The 18,600-nt window shown below is 47.4% G+C and carries 16 protein-coding genes and 2 tRNA genes; 9 read left to right on the top strand and 9 right to left on the bottom strand.

Annotated features, from left to right (window positions below):
- The 3 genes from cspE to DVO77_RS14725 form a co-directional block, all read left to right on the top strand.
- A partial coding sequence (gene cspE, locus DVO77_RS14735) for a transcription antiterminator/RNA stability regulator CspE (protein ID WP_162924199.1) occupies window positions 1-200 on the top strand: 200 nt, incomplete at its 5' end.
- A 506-nt stretch (window positions 201-706) separates the two neighbouring features.
- Window positions 707-1,072, top strand: coding sequence for a cytoplasmic protein (locus DVO77_RS14730; RefSeq protein ID WP_119978856.1), 366 nt, complete (start codon window positions 707-709; stop codon window positions 1,070-1,072).
- A 237-nt stretch (window positions 1,073-1,309) separates the two neighbouring features.
- Window positions 1,310-1,513: a hypothetical protein gene (locus tag DVO77_RS14725; RefSeq protein ID WP_119978855.1), complete on the top strand. Its 204-nt coding sequence runs from the start codon at window positions 1,310-1,312 to the stop codon at window positions 1,511-1,513.
- 76 nt (window positions 1,514-1,589) lie between these two features.
- On the opposite strand, the gene DVO77_RS14720 is transcribed toward DVO77_RS14725, so the two are convergent.
- On the bottom strand, window positions 1,590-1,958 hold the full coding sequence (locus DVO77_RS14720; RefSeq protein ID WP_110456526.1) for an acyl-CoA thioesterase: 369 nt from the start codon (window positions 1,956-1,958) through the stop codon (window positions 1,590-1,592).
- A gap of 325 nt (window positions 1,959-2,283) precedes the next feature.
- Between DVO77_RS14720 and DVO77_RS14715 the strand changes: the two genes are divergently transcribed.
- The 3 genes from DVO77_RS14715 (at window position 2,284) to DVO77_RS14705 (ending at window position 6,378) form a co-directional block, all read left to right on the top strand.
- Window positions 2,284-3,780, top strand: a complete 1,497-nt coding sequence (locus DVO77_RS14715) for an alkaline phosphatase (RefSeq protein WP_119978854.1) — start codon at window positions 2,284-2,286, stop codon at window positions 3,778-3,780.
- Window positions 3,781-3,796: 16 nt separating this feature from the next.
- Window positions 3,797-5,422 carry an alkaline phosphatase gene (locus DVO77_RS14710; protein ID WP_119978853.1) on the top strand — a complete coding sequence of 542 codons (1,626 nt, stop codon included), beginning with the start codon at window positions 3,797-3,799 and terminating at the stop codon, window positions 5,420-5,422.
- A 269-nt stretch (window positions 5,423-5,691) separates the two neighbouring features.
- Window positions 5,692-6,378, top strand: coding sequence for a hypothetical protein (locus DVO77_RS14705; protein ID WP_119978852.1), 687 nt, complete (start codon window positions 5,692-5,694; stop codon window positions 6,376-6,378).
- A gap of 71 nt (window positions 6,379-6,449) precedes the next feature.
- Here the strand turns inward: DVO77_RS14705 and ltaE are convergent, their stop codons facing one another.
- On the bottom strand, window positions 6,450-7,457 hold the full coding sequence (gene ltaE / locus DVO77_RS14700; RefSeq protein WP_119978851.1) for a low-specificity L-threonine aldolase: 1,008 nt from the start codon (window positions 7,455-7,457) through the stop codon (window positions 6,450-6,452).
- A gap of 448 nt (window positions 7,458-7,905) precedes the next feature.
- On the opposite strand from ltaE, the gene DVO77_RS14695 reads away from it, so the two are divergent.
- Complete coding sequence (locus tag DVO77_RS14695; RefSeq protein ID WP_110456531.1) at window positions 7,906-8,547, top strand: trimeric intracellular cation channel family protein; 642 nt, start codon at window positions 7,906-7,908, stop codon at window positions 8,545-8,547.
- Window positions 8,548-8,685: 138 nt separating this feature from the next.
- Here the strand turns inward: DVO77_RS14695 and DVO77_RS14690 are convergent, their stop codons facing one another.
- Together DVO77_RS14690 and DVO77_RS14685 are read right to left on the bottom strand one after the other, a co-directional pair.
- Complete coding sequence (locus DVO77_RS14690) at window positions 8,686-9,261, bottom strand: YceI family protein (protein WP_110456532.1); 576 nt, start codon at window positions 9,259-9,261, stop codon at window positions 8,686-8,688.
- Window positions 9,258-9,812 (bottom strand): cytochrome b, encoded by a 555-nt coding sequence (locus DVO77_RS14685; protein ID WP_119978850.1) that lies wholly within the window; start codon window positions 9,810-9,812, stop codon window positions 9,258-9,260. Before DVO77_RS14685 ends, DVO77_RS14690 begins: the two co-directional genes overlap by 4 nt.
- Window positions 9,813-10,191: 379 nt before the next feature.
- Here DVO77_RS14685 and DVO77_RS14680 point away from each other — a divergent pair.
- Window positions 10,192-10,267 (top strand) — tRNA-Phe (locus DVO77_RS14680).
- Window positions 10,268-10,288: 21 nt separating this feature from the next.
- Window positions 10,289-10,364, top strand: a tRNA-Thr gene (locus DVO77_RS14675).
- A 298-nt stretch (window positions 10,365-10,662) separates the two neighbouring features.
- Here the strand turns inward: DVO77_RS14675 and nagP are convergent.
- From nagP to DVO77_RS14650, 5 genes are all read right to left on the bottom strand, one after another.
- A complete protein-coding gene (gene nagP / locus DVO77_RS14670) occupies window positions 10,663-11,967 on the bottom strand; it encodes an N-acetylglucosamine MFS transporter NagP (RefSeq protein WP_373317393.1) in 1,305 nt (434 codons plus the stop codon).
- A gap of 243 nt (window positions 11,968-12,210) precedes the next feature.
- Complete coding sequence (nagX, locus tag DVO77_RS14665; protein WP_119978849.1) at window positions 12,211-13,347, bottom strand: transmembrane glucosamine N-acetyltransferase NagX; 1,137 nt, start codon at window positions 13,345-13,347, stop codon at window positions 12,211-12,213.
- 107 nt (window positions 13,348-13,454) lie between these two features.
- Window positions 13,455-14,585, bottom strand: coding sequence for an N-acetylglucosamine-6-phosphate deacetylase (gene nagA, locus DVO77_RS14660; RefSeq protein ID WP_119978848.1), 1,131 nt, complete (start codon window positions 14,583-14,585; stop codon window positions 13,455-13,457).
- 44 nt (window positions 14,586-14,629) lie between these two features.
- Window positions 14,630-15,538, bottom strand: coding sequence for an N-acetylglucosamine kinase (gene nagK / locus DVO77_RS14655; protein ID WP_119978847.1), 909 nt, complete (start codon window positions 15,536-15,538; stop codon window positions 14,630-14,632).
- A gap of 309 nt (window positions 15,539-15,847) precedes the next feature.
- On the bottom strand, window positions 15,848-18,559 hold the full coding sequence (locus DVO77_RS14650) for a family 20 glycosylhydrolase (RefSeq protein ID WP_119978846.1): 2,712 nt from the start codon (window positions 18,557-18,559) through the stop codon (window positions 15,848-15,850).
- Between the last annotated feature and the right edge of the window lie 41 nt (window positions 18,560-18,600).

Raw genomic sequence — 18,600 nt, 5'->3', positions numbered from 1 at the left:
CTACTGGTACTGTAAAATGGTTTAACGAAGATAAAGGTTTTGGCTTTATCTCTCAAGAAAATGGCGGCGCTGACGTGTTCGTTCATTTCCGTGCTATCGCTTCTGACGGTTTCAAGACCCTAGAAGAAGGCCAAAAAGTTTCTTTCGAAGTTGAGCAAGGTCAAAAAGGCCTTCAAGCGGCTAACGTAGTTCCTGCATAAGCAGCTACATTACCCCGCTTAACTGCGAAAAAAAGGCGACCTTAGGTCGCCTTTTTTGTATCTGCTTTTCGTGCTGATGCTGATCTCTTATCCCTAAAGATGATAAATAACGTTCCAACAATGTATGCGATTACTATACATACCGATTAAATATAAATGCCTCAAGATACACCTTATGTTGCTCTGTGAGCATGATGTTTTACCGCTCCCGTCACTGTCTTTGAGTTATCAAACACCACTTCACCGTTTTCTGCAGCCCCATATTTGATACAACTCGATTAGCTGTAGCTTTATTAAGCAGTGGTGATGTAAAACACGTAAGACTATAAGAAATGAGACATTGCACAGGTTATGCGTGCTGTAGTCGTGTTACAAAAGATCGACAGTAAGTTATAACCCCAAGTGCTCAATCAACTTTTTCCATGTATTGAGTCTAATAAACATTGACCGAAAAGAAGCGCGATGCCTATGATGGCATTGATATCCATAATTCAGGTAGGTAATTTATGACAGCAATCTCTCATGTTTACAACTACACAGTTCGATGCCCACACATTAAAGATCCTGCTCATCCCACCACATGGCAAAACCATATCGAATTTAACGAATCATGCGAAATAGGCCTCAACCGCATCACTAAATGGCACGATCGCTCCGGTCATCGTATCTTTGAACAGGAAGGGTTTGTTGTCAGAGAGGCTGACGGTGAAAGCTCTTATTTTTCGATGAGCAGTGGTCGCCTTAAAGGTAACGGCCATATTTTAGTCACCTTTAAGATCTATATGGATGATTTCACTAAAGATACTTCCGTACAAGAAATCATGGCGCACCTGATCAAAGACTATCAGCAGAGATTATCTAAACTGGACTAACACCAAGGATAGTTCCCTGCTCCCCTATACTACCTCCACCTGCGGAGGTAGTTTATTTTGGCCTATAATACCTATTTCCAACGTGTCCTCCCTCACAGCCTGTCAATTGGATAATCAGCCCATACCTTAATCCACATCCTAGGTTATAAGCTTTCAAGGTTACGATTCGGCAAACATAGCTTTACTGAGTTAGATAAAGGGCTAGAATGGCCGTACTACCTATCGAGATAAGCTCACATGAAAGCCATTATTATCCTAGCGGCGTTGATTAACATCAGCGGCTGCGCCGAATTAAAAGATACAGGCCGCACCATCGGGGATACAACCCGCGATGTCACCACTGAAATCGGCCATACCACTCGTGATGTCACTCGGGCAATTGGTCACGCCTCTCGTGATGCGGTCATTTCGGTTAAAGAAGATCTGAGCAAAGAGGACTAACAAACCTTGGTCACATGCCCGTTAGTAACATCAATCAAATAAGGCGCTTACGATATAAGCGCCAGCTGGTGACACATTAGGCCGCATTGGCGCGCATACCATGAGCCTTAGGCTGACCATGCTCATCGACATTGACAAAAATCAGCTTATCGATACTTACCACAGGTAACAAGGAGACCTTATTACGCACCTCACAGCGCACCGTGATAGATGTCATCCCCGCACTGATCAACTCCAAACCAAATTCAATGACATCCCCCTGCCTAGCGGGCGTCATGAAGTTAATTTCTGAAATAATCTTGGTCACTATACTTTGGCTGCGCATCTGGCAGGCAGCAAAAATGGCCGCTTCCTCATCTATCCAACTGAGTAATTGGCCACCAAATAGCGTATTTGCTGGATTGAGGTGCTCTGGCTTAACAAAACGTCTGCTGTAGTATTTCATTTATGCTCTCCCATTTTACAAATGACCCACCCTCTACAGGTAAATCGTTACTCTCATCCAATATCTTTCTTTTATCCTTACTCAACAATCAGGCCAACATATAAATATATTTATAATCAATTGGTTAAAAATATCTCAGTGTTAATGACAGCACCGTTTTGGTGCTAGGTGCACCAAACTCAATCATAACCTCCCACCAAAAAAGCACTTGGCATTCATATAACTGCAATCCGACTGACCCATTTCTGTCATCTCGATAACAGACAATCACCGCGCGTTATCTCAACTGATAACTAATTTTAATCAACATACGGATGATGAAGCGATGATGATAAAAAGAGTAGCGGCGTTGATCTCGTGTAGCCTAGTAACCATGGCAGCCAACAGCGCCATGCTACCAAGCGTTCAGTCAAACAGTCCCTGGTTTACCGATAGTGCCCAACGAGTTATGGATAAGGCCAACCTAACCACCAAGACCCAAGCTAAAAATGTGATTTTATTTGTCGGCGATGGTATGGGAATTTCAACCCTGACTGCGGCGCGTATCTACCAAGGTCAACAGATCACAGGTAACCAAGGCGGTGAAGAGAACGCCTTAAGCTTCGAACGGTTCAACCACACGGCATTAGTCAAAACCTATAACACGAACCAACAAACTCCCGATAGTGCTGGAACCATGACCGCTATCGCGACAGGCGTAAAATCTAAAGCTGGCGTACTATCGGTTTCCGATACTAGCTTGCGTGGCAATTGCCTATCATCTAAGGGGAACGAATTAGTGACTTTGGTCGATCTTGCCAATGCCAAAGGCTTATCGACCGGTGTCGTCAGTACAGCGCGCATCACTCATGCCACGCCAGCCGCCACCTACGCCCATAGCCCAGAACGAAATTGGGAAGCCGACAGTAACCTTTCAAACGAAGCCATCGCCAATGATTGTAAAGATATTGCTTATCAGATGGTCATGCGGGACAAAGACCATGCCTTGTCTGTCGCCCTAGGCGGGGGCCGCCGCGCCTTTATCCCCAATACCGTTACCGACGGTGAAAACAAAAACGGTAGCCGCAAAGATGGCCTAGATCTGACCCAAGCGTGGCTCGATAATTTCGATAACGCCGCTTACGTGTGGAATAAAGATGATTTCGATGCCATCGATGTTGCCAACACCGATCACCTGCTAGGGCTATTCAATTCATCACATATGGAATATGAACTCGATCGAGCTAACGATGTGGCTGGTGAGCCCTCTCTCACAGAGATGACAACTAAATCTATTGAATTACTTAATAAAAATGATAACGGTTACTTGTTGATTGTCGAATCGGGTCGTATCGATCATGCTCACCATGCCGGTAATGCTAAGCGCGCCTTGATGGATGCAGTGGAACTGTCCAATGCGGTCCAAGCCGCCTATGACAACACTAACCCAGAAGAGACCCTCATTTTGGTCACTGCCGACCACAGCCATGTATTCACCATCGCAGGCTACCCTAAACGCGGCAACCCTATCTTGGGGCTAGTACATGATGTAGATGGCAATTTATCAACCGCCTTAGACGGCAAGCCCTACACCACACTGGGGTACACCAACGGCCCTGGCGCCGTTATTGGTCAACGTGATGATTTAACTTCCGTTGATACCCAGCAAAACGACTTTATGCAGCAAGCACTCATTCCTATGGGCAGCGAAACTCACGCCGGTGAAGATATTAGCCTACACGCCACGGGGCCGGGGGCTAACTTGGTTAAAGGCGTAATGGAGCAAAATGTCATTTTCCATATTATCAACCAAGCCCAATCGCTGGGCGGTACTAAGTATTAATTTAGGAGCTATAACCATGAACAACACATTACTGGTACTGTCTATCGCCGCCATTTTGGGACTAACCGCCTGTGGTAGCGATGGTGACAATGGCATAAACGGCACCGATGGTTCGGCTGGTACAAATGGTCAAAACGGTAAAGATTGGAGCGCAGCGAACCAATGGTATATCGATGGCCAAAATAGAGTCACCCAAGCCGCTGACTATACGCCTAATACTGATGCTGGTGCCGCCAAGAACATCATCTTATTCGTGGGTGATGGTATGGGGGTATCGACTGTCACCGCCGCGCGCATCTTAGAAGGCCAACTAAATGGTGCCACTGGGGAGGAGAACTCACTCTCTTTTGAAACCCTACCCCACCTTGGCTTAGCTAAAACCTATAACGTCGATGGCCAAACTCCCGACTCGGCAGGCACAATGACGGCGATGATCACTGGCGTGAAAACCGATGTAGGGGTTATCTCTCAAGCCGAAGGTGTCACGCGCGGTAACTGCGCATCAACATCAGGACAAAATCTCATGACGGCACTGGAATTAGCCTCGATAGCGGGACTGTCTACGGGCGTAGTGTCAACGGCGCGTATTACTCATGCGACCCCCGCCGCAACCTATGCCCACGTGCCCGAGCGAGATTGGGAAGCAGACAGCAACCTACCCGCCGAAGCTGTCGCCAATGGTTGTAAAGACATTGCCGCGCAGCTATTAGATTTTAACCAAGGCAAAGGGGTCAATGTCGTCATGGGCGGTGGACGGCGTGCGTTTATCCCCAGCACTGTGGTCGATGCCACAGGCAAAGCGGGTAAACGCAACGATGGCCGAGACTTAACCGCCGAGTGGCTAGCCCTGTACCCAAACGCTAAATATGTCAGCGATCGAGACGGTTTCATTAACTTAGATCCCGCCAGTACCGACCACCTGCTTGGGCTGTTTAACTCATCTCACATGGAATATGACTATGATCGAGTCGAAACCGGCGTACGAGGCGAGCCGTCATTGGCGGAGATGACCGCAAAAAGCATCGATATTCTCAGCAAAAATAATCAAGGCTTTGTATTAATCGTTGAAGCTGGCCGTATCGACCATGCACACCATGCAGGTAATGCTGCACGGGCGCTACACGACACCATTGCCTTGTCAGAGGCCGTTCGTGTCGCCATGGAAAAAACGTCGGCAAACGATACCTTGTTGATGGTAACGGCTGATCATAGCCACGTATTTACCATTGCCGGTTACCCTACCCGCGGCAACCCTATTTTAGGCTTAGTAAAAAGTAACGATGCCAACGGTTTGCCATCGGCAACTAATGCCACCGATGCCAACGGAATGCCTTACACCACTGTCGGTTACGCCAACGGTTTAGGGTTTGCATCGCTAGCAACCGGAGGTGATGAGCGTTACAACACCGCCGCGCTGGCCGGGCGAGTCGATCTGAATTACACCGATCCCCAAAGCGCGGGCTTTCATCAAGAGGCGTTAGTACCGCTAAGCAGTGAAACCCACGCAGGTGAAGATGTGGCAATATTTGCTCGCGGTCCTGGTGCAAGCCTAATTGAGGGAACCGTAGAGCAAAATCATCTCTTTCACGTGATGAATTACGCTGGCGACTTAGTCAATAAGGCTAATGCCGCCGTGCAGTAAGCAGCTGCAAGCACTGCAGCCTATGAGTGAAGAGCAACAAGAGTGATCTTGTGTTATGTCCTAGGCTGCGGTTTATTAATTACAACTCACTGATTGCATATAATAAGACTAAGGAGTCTTCGATGTATTGCCACCCTCAACCGCTCATGAAGCCGATAAGCAGTGCAATAACTATGTCTCTACTGTGCGTGTTGCTGCTTATGTGCAATAGCACTTACGCCACTCAAGTAATAGCATCATCAAAGATAGGGGCGAATATCGCAACTGACATGGATGAGCCATGTGATACCGCAATCAGCGGCAGTCAATTTCAAGCAAGCTATCAGATCACTACTACAGATCATCATACCAATACGCAGCAGCATACAGGGTTAATTCTGACTCGTTTTAACGACAACATCCTCCACCAACATAACCAAGTCAGCTTTGAAGCCTGGCATAAAAATGGGGAATATGTGCGTTATTTCCCCGCCGAAAAACGCTCGATTAGCTATCGCCGTGGCGATCTGCTCGCACTGAATATCGCCAGTGATATCGACAGACAATTTCACCTTATCGCCCCCCATACCCTAGCGCAGCTCTCCCTCGTGGACAGTAGCCAAGGCCAATGCTACGCACAGCAGCAATATCGCAATGCTCATAACAAGAATGAGGCCGAACCATTAGTCAGCATTGACTGGTTACCACAGCTATCACTGCCTAAGTCGTTGACAATCGATACTGGAGATCAGCGCATAAGCTATCAATTGACGACACTAAAAGCGATTAATGGTGATAATTTTAATCGACTTATCGCTGACTATCAAGATCTTGACTTTGCCGATGTGGGTGACAGCGAGTCCGATCCCTTTATCGCTAAAATGATCACTCAAGGATTTATTCAGCACGGCAGCTCTGGGTTTTATTCGTCAGATGGCGAAAAACTTCAGCCGACAAGCGGCGGCCACCATCATTAGCGTGGGCAAATAGCCTTTATAGCATTAGCCACAAGCCAGCCCATGGGTGGCTTGTGGCTAACGACCCTAGTTTAAAGCAGGGCTTTAAGTGCCTTAATAAAGGTATCGATATCATTGCGGCTAATATCAGCATGGGTCACTAAGCGCATCACCGAACCAGGGCTTAGTAATATCCCTTGTTTTTTTAATACCTTAGCAATAGCGGTAATGTCGAGTTTATCGCTGACTTTAGTAAACACCATATTCGTCTGCACCTCGGCGACATTCACCTCAAACTCTGCCACGCCCTGAAGCTGCTCGGCAAGATAATGGGCATTGTCATGATCTATGGCTAAACGCTCGACTTGCTCGTTAAGTGCCAGCTCTGCGGCAGCGGCCAGTATCCCAGCTTGACGCATACCACCACCGAGCATTTTACGCCAACGCCGCGCCTTGTTAATTAAACGCTCATCACCCAACAACAGCGAGCCCACTGGCGCACATAAGCCTTTTGACAAGCAGATAGACACTGAATCAAAATACTGGGTAAGTTCACTTATCGCTACGCCTTGGGCCACTGCCGCATTGGCAATCCGAGCACCATCGAGATGGATTTTAAGACGATGGTTGAATGCTAGCGCTTGAGCATCTGCCAGATATTGTGCCGACAACACCTTGCCACCAATGGTGTTTTCTAAGCTAAGCAGGCGGGTTTTAGCAAAATGAATATCGTCGGGTTTGATGGCCGCTTCAATGTCGCTCAGCAATATAGAGCCATCGGCCTGATTGGCTAATGGCTGCGGTTGCACACTGCCCAGTACTGCGGCGCCGCCCCCTTCAAATTTATAGTTGTGCGCCTGTTGCCCACAAATGTATTCGTCGCCCCGTTCACAATGCGACATCAGCGCCAGCAAATTGGCTTGAGTGCCCGACGAGGTAAACAGAGCGCCATCGAAACCAAAGCGTTCTGCCGCCATCGCTTCTAATCGGTTAACCGTGGGGTCGTCTCCATAGACATCATCGCCAACCTCGGCGCTGGCCATCGCTTTACGCATCGCCACAGTTGGTTGAGTTACCGTATCACTGCGAAAATCTATCATTATTCCCCTATCCTATCGCTACACAATACACAGTGCAGGCATCTTACTCCTCGGCTTAAATCCTCGCCAGCATAGGAGAGGATTTTTTATTGAAACAGAACCTTATTGGAAAAACGTCATAAAACCACCTTTTAATTAAAAACCAGAGCCTGTAAAGATCCTGTAGAGTGGGTGGTTACACAAAGCGCTTTAAATTGTTAGCCCTAAAATGGGACCGATATCTTTAGCAACACCTAACCGCGATGAAGATCCATGATCCATGGCATAAAAATCCCTAAGTAAAAAACAAATGTAAACCGAGTAAGATACCGTGCTACATCAATAACAACATATAACGAGCCCACAGTTAAAGATTAATAAAACTAATCAAAATCCATAAAAAATATCGTTGTCAATTTGCCTTGTCATCAGGCAAAATCCGGCTCCATTTGATCAACGAGAGCAACAAATGCAACAAGCTGAATTTATCACCATACTTTGGTTTATTGGCATCATCGCCGAAGCCATGACCGGTGCACTCTGTGCTGGGCGCAAACAAATGGATCTGTTTGGCGTGGTGATCATCGGCTGTGCAACCGCCATTGGCGGCGGGACACTCAGAGATATGCTACTGGGTAACTACCCATTAATCTGGGTCGAAAATGTGCACTACTTGGTCGCTATCGCCTTTGCCTCGCTACTCACAGTGATCATTGCACCTGTGATGCGCTATTTATCCAAATTATTTTTAACCATAGATGCTCTCGGCTTAGCCGTGTTTTCAATCATTGGCGCGCAGAAAACCTTAATGCTGGGTTTTAGCCCAGTAATGGCAGTTGTGATGGGCGTAGTCACAGGGGTATTTGGCAGCGTGATCAGAGATATTTTATGTAACCAAGTACCATTGGTTTTCCAAAAAGAGCTCTATGCCTTAGTGGCCTTGCTCACGGCGAGTCTGTATATCGTCCTAGAGCATTATGCGGTAGCCAGTTGGCTTAATTTAGCCCTATCACTGACTTTTGGTTTTGGCTTTAGAATGCTAGCCATTCGCTATCACTGGAGCATGCCAAAATTTAACTACCAATATCATCAAGATAATGAAGTGGGCTAAGTTTAAAAAAAGCCTCGATACCCGCAGTACAATATAAGGGCTCGAGGCTTTAACTTATCGCTATTTCGCTTACCTATGTTTAGTTTACTGATATAAAGTAAGCAGGTTAGCCATGATGAACCTATCTAAGCTGTAAACTTACTGGCGAATACCTTCAACCACTAAATCTAAAGTAACATGGCTAGAGGCTGGCCCTAAGTCCATCTTAATATTGTAATCTTTTAGCGCGAGTTCAGTTTTGCCAACAAAGCCAACACGATAACCACCCCAAGGGTCTTTACCTTCACCCACCAAATGGGCGTCGATAGCCACATCTTTAGTCACACCGTTAAGATTCAACTGCCCCTTAAGTACAAACTCGCCATCACCTTGTGGCTCCACAGAGGTCGATGTAAAGGTAGCTTTAGGGAACTTAGCCACATTTAAAAAATCACTACTACGCAGATGCTTATCGCGCTCAGCATGATTAGAGTCGATACTGGCAGTATTGATAGTGACGTTGACCTTAGAGGCGCCAATATCGCTGTTATCGAAACTAAAATCACCTGAAAAGTCATTAAAACGCCCCACCACAAAGCTGTAACCTAGGTGGCTCACACTAAACTGCACTGAGGCATGGGCGCCTTGCGTGTCGATAATATAATCGGCGGCATTTACTTGGGCCGACATCATAAGTGCACCTGCAATAACGCTGCTTAGCATACCCTGTTTCATTTTATCTCCTTAAATGTAGTCATTCTGATTAATGTAGAGTCTTTATCTATTAGATGATGTTTAATCGCCCCTAGGGCGTGAACAATAACCAAGCCAATAAGGCTGTAGGCCAAATATTGATGCACCACGCCAGCTATATCGGCTTGGCCTGCAAATAACTCCCCCATACTGGGCAGTTGCCATAGCTCAAATACCCATATGCCACGCCCATCAGCGGTAGAGATCAGATAACCACTGACAAAGATCCCCATTAATAAGAGATACAACAGGCCATGCACCCAGGCGCCCAATCGCTTTTCCCACCGCTGGTGTTGAGCCAATGGCTGAGGTTTAGGGTTACCCCAGCGCCACAATAAGCGAACAATAGTGGCAAGCAGCAACAGGATCCCTATGCTCTTATGTAGTGCTGGGGCCGTTTGGTACCAACTACTGTAATAAGTGAGCCCCACCATCCAGTAACCCAACCCAAACAGACCAATCACAGCTACAGCCGATAGCCAATGCAACACCATGCTGACGACACCATAACGACTCTGCGTATTCCTAATCATGGATTAATCCTGTCTATTGATTCTGTTTTTGATATTACTTTCGATTTAGAAAGAGTAATAGCGCGTAATTTAGCCAATAACGTTCTATTTTTTAGAATTAGCAAACAATCCCCAGATAAATCGGCTCAAACGAGGCAAACTTTTGCCGAAAACAATTGCGATTAAAGTCACTCTCGCTATTGGTAACGCCCAAAATCAGTATTAAAAAGCAGCGTTTTTGATAAAAAAAAACCACTTCGAACACTAACTGACCATGCGATTAAATTTATCTAAAAAAGCACTTGCAGTAAAAATATCATCGCTATATTATACGCGCACTCCAAACGAGACGGGTTACAAACACCTGGTTTGAAGTAGTTAACTAACACTTAGTTTAGTTGCCCGAATAGCTCAGTCGGTAGAGCAGAGGATTGAAAATCCTCGTGTCCCTGGTTCGATTCCGGGTTCGGGCACCACTATTTAGATGTAACAGTTAAGCCGGCATAGCTCAGTTGGTAGAGCAACTGACTTGTAATCAGTAGGTCCCGAGTTCGACTCTTGGTGCCGGCACCATAAAAATAAAAAAACCACTCTTTGAGTGGTTTTTTTATGCCTAAAATTTACCATCACCTTATCAACAAGCGGTATTGATTAAGCCAAGCTTACCATGTACGTCATTATCTCTGGCCCTTACTTAGGCGAAAGACAAACGTCATGGTTCCAAGCCCAAGCCATCATCTGTCACGCAATACCAACCTGTTCTTGAATGGCTTTAAATAAGCAAAAGATAGCGCCTTGTTATCAATAAAAAATAGCGCATAAAAAAAGGAGCCTGCGCTCCTTTTGATAATCATGTTATTCGATCACTGGCTCACTTCCAGCTTTTTATCTTATGGCCTTTCAAGGCATAAAACAGAATAAACAGATAACAAGGTAACATCACCATATAGCCGCCTTGCAATCCCAAAGAGGTGGCTGAGCTGGTTATCCCCCAGAATAAGGGACCAAACGCACCACCGGCAATCCCCATCACCAGTAACGCAGAGCCTGTACTGGTCAACTTACCCATACCCGACAACGCCAAAGGCCACACCGCAGGCCACACTATAGCGTTAGCTAAACCTAAAAAGGCGATCATCAACAAGGTGTCGGGCAGCATGACTCCACCTAGAGGCACCAATAGGGTGTTGGCTATCACGTAGGACTCATTACTCCCCAATAAAATGCCCAATGTCAGCAAGATACCTAATACCGCCGAGATGGTTAAGGCCGTGGGTTGAGAGATAAAGCGCGGAATAGTTAATATACCTAAGATATAACCTAACACCATGCAGATCATGGTATATGAAGTCATGACACCATATTTTTCGATCCCTAAGCTTAAGGCAAAAATACCTATGGTATCGCCAGCAATGACCTCAACCGCGACATAGAAAAATAGCGCAACCACACCTAAGGCAAGATTAGGGTGCGATAACGCTTCGCGAGTGTGCCCTTTACCGCTTAAGGTTTCATCATCTTCCTTAGCCAGCTCAGGTAATGGCGACTTCTTCACTAAAATGGCTAAAAAGCCGATAAATAACGCCATTCCCATATAGGGATACACTAGGCTATTAGCCATTTCATCAATTTGCACTTGGGTAAGCTCTATGCCGACGCGATCACTAAAGCTGTCTAAAATGAGTGCGGTAAACACCATAGGGGCAATCACACCCGCGCCTTTATTTAAAATCCCCATTACACTAACGCGCGCTGCTGCCGATTCTTCTGGACCAATTCTTACCACATAGGGGTTTACCGCTGTTTGCAGTAAAGTTTGCCCTGTCCCCATCACTAACTGAGCCAATAAAAACAGCGCAAATATTTGTGTTTTAGCCGCGGGAATAAAGAGTAAGCCCGCCAACATCATGATTCCCATACCTAAAGCCATACCACTCTTATAGCCTACTTTGCGGATCACCCATGCCGAGGGTAAGGCAGTAAATGTCACTGCAATATAAAAAGAGAAGAGGATTAACGACGCTTGTAGGGGGGAGAGTTGTAGGATCTGTTTGAGGTAAGGCATCAGCGACCCATTTAACCACGTCGCAAAACCCAAGATAAAAAACAGTCCTGCGACAATCGCCATCGGGATCACGCTGCTGCGCTTATTTTCGCTATTTAATGTCATTTCCATAAGCCAAGTTTCTTATAGTAATTAATATATTGGTATGGGGCTAACCTATACCGGCTCAGTATTGATAATGGTACTCATGACAATGGCGACGCTTATTCAACTAGACTCTTTGCCACCTTGTTTCATTGATGTTAAAACATAAAACCCAAAAAGACAACGCTGTCATTTTGGGTTTTTATTAAATAAAACGCTAACCTCAAGATTTAACTGGTTAAAGACAATTAAACCATACAGTAGTAAAAATTAGACCTTAATAAATATGTCACGCTTATACATCCAAAAAAGCAACAACCACTGTACCAACAACAAGGCTAGCGTGGCGGCTAATATCTGCGCATTAATGGGTAAAGCATCAATAAGCCCACCAAAGAGACTGCGGGCTATATAGTCCCATTTCACCAAACTAGAAGCTAAATAGATGATGATGGCGTTACAGCCGATGACCACGAAAACATAAACCAACTTATGCCATTTCAGCACATCCACCAGCGCATAAAATACGCCGAGTAACAATAAACTCCAGCCCGTTGTGACCAGTACAAATGAACTGGTCCACAGATCTTTATTTACCGGCAAAAAGCCATCACACCACCAGCCTAAAGTTAATACGCTAACGCCAATCAGCAGCAACAGCGCCACTTTAGCCCACTCTCCTTTGGGGTGCGTTTTAACAATAAAGTGCCCGGTAAACACCCCAGCAAGGGCGTTAATCACCGCGGGTAAAGTGGATAGTATCCCTTCGGGATCCGTTGCTCGTCCTTGGTAGGTGATCCCGGGGAGAAAATGGCTATCGACATACGCATTAATCGAGCCCACCATCGATAAATCACCTGCCCCGCTACCCGGTACTGGCAGCAGTAATTGCATCGCACCGTAGCCAATCAGCAACCCCAACGCCACGATAATTTGAGTACGCAAACTGGTATGCCACACTAAGATGGCGGCAAAAAACCAGGCAAAGGCAATGCGGCCAAGTACACTGGCATAGCGCACATCGTCTAAAGCTGCCGGCACCCCGACACCCCAACCATGGTTATAAAGCACACCCAAAAATAACAGTAATAACAAACGTTTTACTGCGTGACGATACACAGGCCAGCGAGCAGACCAAGGCAAAACATCAAGCCGCTTGGGCGATAATCCAAGCGCAACGCCCGAGAGGAAAATAAACAGCGGGAAAATCAAATCATAAAAGGTAAACCCGTGCCATTGGCTGTGCTGCATCTGAGCATCGGCAATGCGCCAACCTTGCCAGCTGGTCAAAGCGAAGAGGCCGGCAAACAGGGCTTCACCGCCTAAGATCCAAAACATGTCGAAGCCACGTAAGGCATCGAGTGACATTAATCTCGGCTTAACCATCTTGGCCTGCTCGGCTTGCATCGGCATACTTCCTATGATGTTTATAAAGATGATGTAGTTGAGCTATCACTAAATAGCGCAAGGCCCTAAAAGTCATGCTTTTAGGGCCTGTTATTGATTCAAATGCGTTAACCTTGATACACCAAGTGCCCTGCAATATAGGTTTGTTGCACCTTATGCTGGTCTAACAGTACCAGATCGGCCTTGGCGCCAATACTCAGCTGCCCCCGCTGCGCCTGATTTCCGATAAACTGCGCCGGATAGAGAGCCGCCATGCGCAGCGCTTCATCGAGTGATAATCCGAGTAAGTTGACGCTATTATTCACCGCACCCATCATATCAAGTACACAGCCCGCCAGTTCACCTGTCACCGCATTTAAACGCGAACCTTGGCGAACCACCTGCGTGCCAAATAGTTCGAAACTGGCATCTTGCGCCATACCGACAGGCGGCATGGCGTCGGTCACTAGCATCACCTTACCTTTAGGTTTCGCGTAAATAGCCACTTTAGCGGCAGCGCTATGTACATGGTGACCATCGACAATCAACCCGCACCAGGCGTCACGACTCTCGATGGCGGCGCCGACCATACCTGGCTCCCGCGACCCCATTGGTGACATGGCATTAAATAGGTGAGTAAAGCCGGTGGCTCCGGCCGCCAAGGCTGCTACTACCGTGTCATAATCGGCGTTAGAATGGCCTAAGCAGACCTTAACCCCTTGTGCGACTAATGCCTCAATCACTTCGGTGGAGACATTTTCAGGCGCGAGCGTCACGACTTTGGTGCCTAAATCGTTGCGGCTAAAGATGGCTAATTCCGCATCAGAAATACGCCTAATATGCGATTGCGGATGTACCCCTTTTTTGGGCACCGACAAGTGCGGGCCCTCAAAATGCACCCCTAGTACACCATGGCAGCCTTGAGCTATCGATTGGGCAACAGCATCGGCAGCCCGCTGCATCACCTCTACCTTATCGGTGATCAAGGTGGGTAAAAATCCTGTGGTGCCAAACTGCGCGTGAGCACGGCCTATGGTGTTAATACATTCAACACTAGGATCGGCATTAAACAGTGCTCCACCGCCGCCGTTCACCTGTATATCGATAAACCCAGGCACTAAGGTGCCTGTCAGTTTAATGGGCTCAACGCCCGATACCGTATCAAATGCGCGGATATGACCATCTTCTAGCGTGATGGGCAGCTGATGATGAAACTGTTCACCATCAAAGAGTCGATCTGCTATTAAGGTTTGTTGCATAACTAATGTCCCCTGAAGCCGTTAACGCTGGCGGCGTGCAATAGTTAACGTGTGATAGATTGTACAGCCACCTGCTGACGGGCATAGTAAGCGGCACCAAATTCTGGCGGCGCGATCACCGGCGCTATGTTGGCCACAACATCGCTATCCAACCAAGGGGCTAACGGTTCGGCTAAGCCACCAATCATTGAAAAACGCGGCGGATTAAGCTCAAACAATTTATGGGCTAGCTGACTCAAATAAGCGGCGCCTTCGACCACAATCGATTTGGCAACCTCATCATTGTCATTGGCACAGGTTAACACCGTCCGTGCCAGCGTGGCATAGCAGCTGGAGGATTGTCCGGCTAAATGCGCCACGATCCCCATGGCATCGTGCACCTTAAAATGTGTCAGCAAACGCTCAGTTAGCGCCGTGGCCGGCGCGAACCCATCGAGGTGTAACAGCACTTGTTCGGCCGCTTTCAGCCCTAACCAAGCACCGCTGCCCTTATCGCCTAACATAAAGCCATGGCCACCCAGGCAACAAGATTGCTCACCGACATGGGCATAGCCACACGACCCCGTACCTGTGATGATAACTGCACCATCGCCTCCATTATGGGCGCCAATGCAGGCGGCGTGTAGATCGGTTGTGACATACATCTGCGCAAAGGGATGCTGCCAGTTTACTACTTGCTGGTATAGGTGCGGCACATTAACCCCAGCCAGTCCTAATCCGGCAATGAGCTGGTGGCTATCGCTTAAGGCTAATCCAGCATCGGTTAACGCCAGCGCGGTCGATTGTTGAATCGACTCAAAGGTTTGCGATAAACCATGAAGTGGATTAGCGCGCCCTGCAACGCCGCTGCCTAAAATACGATTGTCTGCAGCATAGATGGTCGCACGGCATTTACTTCCCCCACCATCTATACCTATGTATAAGGGCGTATCCTTCGTCTGATTCAATCCCATTACGGACCTCTTTTACCGTGTTAATATCCAAAATTACCGTTAATCGAAAGCATAACTTTGGGTCGCCATTGCAAGTTAATACAATGTTACAACAACAATGACAGCGTTGTCATTTATTTTATTGCTATCGATAGACAACTAACATGCCACCTAGCATCGAATCGATAATTGCTCTTGATAATGCAAGCTTCGCATCGAAAACTGAAGTAGCTGCCCATCAAAAAGGCTCAGTCATGCCACGGCTTGTTGATGGAAATCATGAAAAAGAGTGGCCCAGGTAGCAGGTTGTCACTCTTACATTCCAGCTGATTAATTGACGCTGAGTATGCGCCCTTTGCGCTGCCCATCCGCCGCCACGCCTCTGACCTCGACTTTGCCTTCAACCTCGACTTGTTGAGTATAAGGTTGCCACTGACCTCCATTAAGTCGGTATTCGGCCTGCAAACCAGGATAGAAGTGGTTAATCTGCAACATGCCACCTTCAATACGTGCCCCTAGGGTCGGTACTCGATAGGCAATATTGGCCATATCAAGTTTTAGCAACTCTTTATGGCCAAGCGTGTTGGCAAAAACCTGCCATTGAGCCTGCTGCTTGGCGCGCATATCATCAGTAAAGAAGCCGCTATCTTGATGATAGACAACCCCTTGGTGCTGATACGGCACTTCCCAGTCGGCTTGATGCCAAGCACGCTCGGCCAGTGCTAATAAACGTGGAAAAATCATATATTCGGCAACATCGTCACTGCGAATAGTCTCGCTCCATATTTGCCCTTGAAGGCCACGAAATGTCACCCCGCGGGCTAAGGGACCGCTGAGGCGTTGCCCTTGCTCATTAAGTTTAATGGTGTCGTCCGCGGTAAAGGGTTGGCCTTCGATATTGGTCCACTGCTCAGCATTAGCGGGTAGGTTATCGGGCATAAAGCTAAAAATCTTGCGCTCGTTGGTATTACGACTTGCCCAGTAATAGCCATGCTCTTTCGGATCGGCCTCATAAGGAAAATCAAAATAGAGCACCTCAGGATTACTCAGCACAGTATCCCATTGTAAATTAGCTTGTTTGTGTGCACGCTTAAAACCGTCATAGGAGATCACATCCCAAATATTGCTCTGGATATTAGCCGGCATCCGCTCTGGGCGAGTGTGGCTCATGCCATCGCTCCACCCCGCGGCCTCTATGCCTTTTTCAGCCAGTATATTGGCGACGCGCTCGATAAAATAGGCACCATAATCTTGCTCACTGGCCACGCCTTTATCATTATTGTGTAAAAACGCTTGGCATACTGGCGACTCAATCCAAGCGCCTGCCGTTTCATCGGCGCCAATATGGTAGACGGTCAATGGCTGGCCTGCTTGCTGGTGTAGCAGGGCTATTTCATCGACCACTTTGCCGACAAAATCGAATGAAGATTCCAGACACACGTTAAGCGTATTATCGTCATAATATTGGATTGAGGCGTATTGTGTGGTGTCCTGGGGATCGATTAAACGATATTGATTCGCCGCCGCAATATCACCCTTTGCCAACAACTTACGATAGCGCGCCTCCATTGACTTAATGGCCGCGCGCGAATGTCCTGGCATATCCATCGAGGGGATCACTTGGATTTGGCGCGCGTTAGCATATTTAAGGATATCGATATAATCGGCTTTGGTGTAATAACCATTAACAGCGCTCGCGGCGTCTGGGCCACTGCCCAGCTGTGGTAACAGACAGCTATTTTCCTGCAAGTCGTGACAACGTTTGCTGCCAATGTCGGTTAATTCGGGCAGGCCATCAATCTCTAATCGCCAGCCTTCGTCATCGGCCATATGCAGGTGCAGCTTGTTAAGCTTATAGGCTGCCATCTGATCGAGCAGATCTAAGATAAACTGCTTGCTGTGAAAGTTACGCGCCACATCGACATGCATGCCTCTAAAGGCATATCTTGGTTCATCTTCAATCTGCATGGTATTTACGCTAAGCGTATTCACATCGATAAGGCTTGTGAGCGAAGCGATACCATAGGCGTATCCGGCATCATCGTCAGCACGGATCGTAATGTTATCCGGCGTGATGGAGAGTTGATAACCGCCTGCCATAAGTGGTTTCGTTAAGGGGCGTAACGTCAACGATATCCCCTGCTTTTGCTCGGTAACACCAAGGCGCTCAAGGCGTGCCAATGCTGCATCAATTGCGCTACGCTTGACCTCTGTAGCTGATAACTTATAGCCAGAACTGAGTGACACCGCTGGTGCAGCACTGTCGATAATTTGCGATTTAGGTGTAGGAATTATGGTGTTAATAGCAAGTGTCGGCTCGGGCTGCACCTGAGCATTGGCCTCAAATAACACCTCAGCCTTAGCCCATTTAAGCGTATCGGTATCACTGCGCTTATATTGAGTTTGCTCACTGACAAATGCCACGGCGTAGGGGCGCGTCTCCATGCCAGTATCAGGATCGATACCCAAGCGAGTGCTGGCAATCACCTCAGGCTCAAGTCCAGGCGCCACAACATAGTAATTAGGCATCGCATCCGTTTCAGATAATTGCCATAACTCCCCGATAAAATCCACAGTGTATGTTTGCCCGGCCTCAAAACCGGCAAACTGCTCGGTGGGGGTAATTTTATGTAGATCACCTTTAACATGGGTAATAGCAAACTCAGGTGATAACTCGGGCGATTGCTCTGGTGATAACACCGCCTTAACGGGCCGCAGTTGGCTGTAATAAATCGCCCAGTCGCGCGCTTTAAAATCAATTGCCGATGTAAAAGTGATTTGCGCGGCAAAACAGCGTCCATCGACACCGCTACTGGTGCATTGCTGTGGATAGTTCGTCAGCGTTGCGTAAGTAACCCCCAAGGTGTTGGCAAAGTCATGCAACTGCTGTTGCGATATCGTGCCGTTTTGAGATGCAGGCGTAATGGCAACTGCTGCATTGGTCGTTGCTGCGGGCAGAGATACCGCCTCGAGTGGCTTTTCGCTACACGCTGCACCGAATAAGGTGAGCATCACAGCGATTGCGACAAGTTTATTATTCATGGGCTTCCTCTATTATCTTATCCACAAAGCGTGATACCGAA

It is taken from the genome of Shewanella algidipiscicola (assembly GCF_003605125.1).
Lineage (GTDB): Bacteria > Pseudomonadota > Gammaproteobacteria > Enterobacterales > Shewanellaceae > Shewanella > Shewanella algidipiscicola.
The sequence above is the reverse complement of the archived record's forward strand: the minus strand, read 5'-3'. Positions and strand labels throughout refer to the sequence as shown.

What these genes read in the sequence shown, in the direction of transcription:
- DVO77_RS14730 (WP_119978856.1), top strand. Translation starts at nt 707, where the DNA reads ATGACAGCAATCTCTCATGTTTACAACTACACAGTTCGATGCCCACAC.
- DVO77_RS14725 (WP_119978855.1), top strand. Translation starts at nt 1,310, where the DNA reads ATGAAAGCCATTATTATCCTAGCGGCGTTGATTAACATCAGCGGCTGC.
- DVO77_RS14720 (WP_110456526.1), bottom strand. Translation starts at nt 1,958, where the DNA reads ATGAAATACTACAGCAGACGTTTTGTTAAGCCAGAGCACCTCAATCCA.
- DVO77_RS14715 (WP_119978854.1), top strand. Translation starts at nt 2,284, where the DNA reads ATGATGATAAAAAGAGTAGCGGCGTTGATCTCGTGTAGCCTAGTAACC.
- DVO77_RS14710 (WP_119978853.1), top strand. Translation starts at nt 3,797, where the DNA reads ATGAACAACACATTACTGGTACTGTCTATCGCCGCCATTTTGGGACTA.
- DVO77_RS14705 (WP_119978852.1), top strand. Translation starts at nt 5,692, where the DNA reads ATGGATGAGCCATGTGATACCGCAATCAGCGGCAGTCAATTTCAAGCA.
- ltaE (WP_119978851.1), bottom strand. Translation starts at nt 7,457, where the DNA reads ATGATAGATTTTCGCAGTGATACGGTAACTCAACCAACTGTGGCGATG.
- DVO77_RS14695 (WP_110456531.1), top strand. Translation starts at nt 7,906, where the DNA reads ATGCAACAAGCTGAATTTATCACCATACTTTGGTTTATTGGCATCATC.
- DVO77_RS14690 (WP_110456532.1), bottom strand. Translation starts at nt 9,261, where the DNA reads ATGAAACAGGGTATGCTAAGCAGCGTTATTGCAGGTGCACTTATGATG.
- DVO77_RS14685 (WP_119978850.1), bottom strand. Translation starts at nt 9,812, where the DNA reads ATGATTAGGAATACGCAGAGTCGTTATGGTGTCGTCAGCATGGTGTTG.
- nagP (WP_373317393.1), bottom strand. Translation starts at nt 11,967, where the DNA reads ATGGAAATGACATTAAATAGCGAAAATAAGCGCAGCAGCGTGATCCCG.
- nagX (WP_119978849.1), bottom strand. Translation starts at nt 13,347, where the DNA reads ATGCAAGCCGAGCAGGCCAAGATGGTTAAGCCGAGATTAATGTCACTC.
- nagA (WP_119978848.1), bottom strand. Translation starts at nt 14,585, where the DNA reads ATGCAACAAACCTTAATAGCAGATCGACTCTTTGATGGTGAACAGTTT.
- nagK (WP_119978847.1), bottom strand. Translation starts at nt 15,538, where the DNA reads ATGGGATTGAATCAGACGAAGGATACGCCCTTATACATAGGTATAGAT.
- DVO77_RS14650 (WP_119978846.1), bottom strand. Translation starts at nt 18,559, where the DNA reads ATGAATAATAAACTTGTCGCAATCGCTGTGATGCTCACCTTATTCGGT.